The sequence below is a fragment of the Streptococcus sp. 20925_1_77 genome (assembly GCF_041432125.1).
Taxonomy (GTDB): Bacteria; Bacillota; Bacilli; order Lactobacillales; family Streptococcaceae; genus Streptococcus.
The window spans coordinates 1-3,590 of record NZ_JAPVZB010000029.1 but is presented as its reverse complement, the minus strand read 5'-3'; the positions used below and the strand labels follow the sequence as shown (position 1 = coordinate 3,590).

Here is a 3,590-nt window from a genome sequence, read left to right as displayed (position 1 = left end):
GAAATCGAATTCTAACGAATGACCGATTTCTGTCCCACTCTCTTATCTTCATTTGCTTATAAACTAGACCAAACACTTTCCAAGATATTGGTTTGTTCGCGACCTGGTCCGACTGAGAAGGTCGAAATGCGGACTCCAACCAGTTCGCTGACACGGCGAACATAATTGCGGGCATTTTCTGGCAGGTCTTCTAGGCTGCGGACACCAGTGATGTCTTCTGACCAGCCTGGTAATTCTTCATAGATTGGTTTGCAACGTTTGAGTTGCTCCAAGCTTGCTGGGTAGTGGTCGATGCGTTCCCCATCCAAGTCGTAGGCTACACAGATTTTGACTGTATCTAGACCACTCAAAACGTCAATGGAGTTGAGGGAAAGGTTGGTAATTCCTGATACGCGGCGGCTGTGGCGCATAACAACGGAGTCAAACCAGCCCACCCGACGCGGACGGCCAGTCGTTGTACCGTATTCATGCCCCACTTCACGGATGCGCTCGCCCACTTCATCAAACAGCTCTGTTGGGAATGGTCCATCACCGACACGGCTAGTGTAGGCTTTACATACACCAACAACCTTATCAATCTTACTTGGGCCGACACCTGATCCGATGGTCACCCCACCAGCAACTGGGTTTGATGAAGTAACAAATGGATAAGTTCCTTGGTCGATATCCAACATAACCCCTTGGGCTCCTTCAAAGAGCACGCGCTTGCCGTTATCCAAAGCATCGTTCAAGATGACAGAAGTATCGGTTACATATTGCTTGATTTGTTGACCATATTCATAGTATTCTTCGAAGATATCGTCAAATGACAGAGCCTCTGCATCATAGAGTTTGGTAAATTGACGGTTCTTTTCTTCCAAGTTGATACGAAGACGTTCCGCAAAGACGTCGCGGTCCAAAAGGTCCGCAATCCGGATTCCCACACGCGCAGCCTTGTCCATGTAGGCTGGTCCAATCCCTTTGATGGTCGTTCCGATTTTGTTGTCGCCTTTAGACTCTTCTTGGAGACGGTCCAATTCGATATGGTAAGGAAGGATGACATGGGCACGGTCAGAGATGCGAAGGCTGTCCGTTGATACTCCTTCTTCATGGAGATAAGCCAACTCTTTGACCAATGATTTAGGGTTGACCACCACGCCGTTTCCGATGACAGAGATCTTTTCAGGGAAGAAGATACCAGAAGGAATCAAGTGCAACTTGAACTTTTTGCCGTCGATTACGATGGTGTGTCCGGCATTGTCCCCACCTTGATAGCGAGCAATGACTTCTGCATTGGCTGATAGGAAGTCTGTAATCTTCCCTTTTCCTTCATCACCCCATTGGGTTCCTACTACAACAACTGATGTCATAATTCTTTTTCATATACCATAGATAGTTCCCTATCTATGCCTTTCTTCAAACTAGGGGCAGGAGTCTCACCTGCAAGTTTGTCTTACACTCTATTATAAGAAATTTCCTCGTTTTTTTCAAGGTCGGCTATTTCTTTACTTGGTTTTTTACCCTTAAAATCCGCTTCTCATTTTCCGAACATCCATCTTTTGATCGTCATTTTAAACGTTAAAGAATGATTGTTCGTCTTTTGCCTTCTTTACTTCCTAAAACAGATCCTATTCTATTCAGTTTCTAAGCGAAGCTCTCCCCTGAAAGATTTTATCCCTTCACCGTCTAAATAAATCAAGTTACTCCCTTCACCTCTTTCCCTTTTTTATGCTAAAATAGAAGCTATGGACAAAATTATTAAAACTATCTCAGAAAGTGGCGCTTTTCGTGCCTATGTACTAGACAGTACAGAAACTGTACGAACAGCCCAAGAAAAACATCACACACAAGCTAGCTCCACGGTCGCACTTGGCCGTACCCTCATTGCCAGTCAAATCTTGGCAGCAAACGAGAAAGGAGATACTAAAATTACGGTCAAAGTCCTTGGGACTAGCTCACTTGGAGCCATCATCACCGTGGCAGATACCAAGGGAAATGTTAAAGGCTACGTACAAAATCCTGGAGTGGATATCAAGAAGACGGCAACTGGTGAAGTCCTGGTGGGACCATTTGTCGGAAACGGAGAATTCCTGGTCATCACTGACTATGGTACGGGAAATCCTTATAACTCCATGACCCCTCTTGTGACCGGTGAAATCGGAGAAGACCTGGCCTTTTATCTGACGGAAAGCCAACAAACACCTTCTGCAGTTGGACTCAATGTTCTGTTGGATGACGAAGACAAGGTCAAGGTGGCGGGTGGCTTCTTGCTCCAGGTCTTGCCAAATGCCAAGGAAGAAGAAATCGCGCGCTTTGAAAAACGCATCCAAGAAATGCCTGCCATCTCCACACTTTTGGAATCTGAAGACCATATTGAAGCTCTTCTTGCCGCTATCTACGGGGATGAACCTTTCAAACGCCTCTCTGAAGAAGAACTTCGCTTCCAGTGCGACTGCAGCCGTGAGCGTTTCTTGAACGCTTTAGCGAGTCTGCCAGCTAGTGATCTAAAAGAGATGAAAGATGAAGATCACGGTGCAGAGATTACCTGCCAATTCTGCCAAACCCACTACCACTTTGACGAAAATGACTTGGAGGAACTCATTCGTGACAAATCTTAATACGCCATTTATGATCGGGGATGTCGAAATCCCTAACCGTACCGTCCTAGCCCCAATGGCTGGAGTGACCAACTCAGCTTTCCGGACCATTGCCAAAGAACTGGGGGCGGGACTCGTTGTGATGGAAATGGTCTCTGACAAGGGAATCCAGTACAACAATGAAAAGACGCTTCACATGCTCCATATCGATGAAGGAGAAAATCCTGTATCGATCCAACTCTTTGGAAGCGACGAAGACAGCCTCGCACGCGCAGCTGAATTTATCCAAGAAAATACCAAGACCGATATCGTCGATATCAACATGGGTTGCCCGGTGAATAAAATCGTCAAGAACGAGGCTGGTGCGATGTGGCTCAAGGACCCAGACAAGATCTACTCCATCATCAATAAGGTTCAATCCGTCCTCGATATCCCCCTCACTGTTAAAATGCGGACGGGTTGGTCGGATCCTTCCCTAGCAGTTGAAAATGCGCTCGCTGCTGAAGCCGCAGGTGTCTCTGCCCTCGCCATGCATGGACGAACTCGGGAGCAAATGTATACGGGTCATGCGGACCTTGAGACCCTTCACAAGGTTGCACAAGCCCTAACTAAGATTCCATTTATCGCAAATGGAGATATCCGTACGGTTCAAGATGCCAAACAACGGATCGAAGAAGTCGGTGCTGATGCGGTCATGATTGGTCGCGCTGCTATGGGCAATCCTTATCTCTTCAACCAAATCAATCACTACTTTGAAACAGGAGAAATCCTGCCTGATTTGACTTTTGAAGACAAGATGAAGATTGCTTACGAACATTTGAAACGCTTGATCGATCTCAAAGGTGAGCACATTGCCGTTCGTGAATTCCGAGGTCTCGCCCCTCACTACCTCCGTGGTACCTCAGGTGCAGCCAAACTCCGCGGCGCCATCTCGCAAGCTAGCACCCTAGCAGAGATTGAAGAACTCTTACAATTAAAAGCATAGAAATACAAAAAGCAGAGGCTGGGACAAAA

The 3,590-nt window shown here is 46.7% G+C and carries 3 protein-coding genes; 2 read left to right on the top strand and 1 reads right to left on the bottom strand.

Annotated features, from left to right (window positions below; all coding sequences use genetic code 11):
- Window positions 1-56 precede the first annotated feature (56 nt).
- Window positions 57-1,349, bottom strand: coding sequence for an adenylosuccinate synthase (locus tag O3626_RS10145; RefSeq protein ID WP_371496713.1), 1,293 nt, complete (start codon window positions 1,347-1,349; stop codon window positions 57-59).
- A 375-nt stretch (window positions 1,350-1,724) separates the two neighbouring features.
- Here O3626_RS10145 and hslO point away from each other — a divergent pair, with 375 nt between their 5' ends.
- Window positions 1,725-2,597, top strand: a complete 873-nt coding sequence (hslO, locus tag O3626_RS10140; RefSeq protein ID WP_014714025.1) for an Hsp33 family molecular chaperone HslO — start codon at window positions 1,725-1,727, stop codon at window positions 2,595-2,597.
- Entirely contained in the window at window positions 2,584-3,561 is a 978-nt protein-coding gene (gene dusB, locus O3626_RS10135; protein WP_003012894.1) for a tRNA dihydrouridine synthase DusB, read from the top strand. Before hslO ends, dusB begins: the two co-directional genes overlap by 14 nt.
- The last annotated feature ends 29 nt before the right edge of the window (window positions 3,562-3,590 follow it).

Coding starts and splice junctions, on each gene's coding strand:
- hslO (WP_014714025.1), top strand. CDS start 1,725: ATGGACAAAATTATTAAAACTATCTCAGAAAGTGGCGCTTTTCGTGCC.
- O3626_RS10145 (WP_371496713.1), bottom strand. CDS start 1,349: ATGACATCAGTTGTTGTAGTAGGAACCCAATGGGGTGATGAAGGAAAA.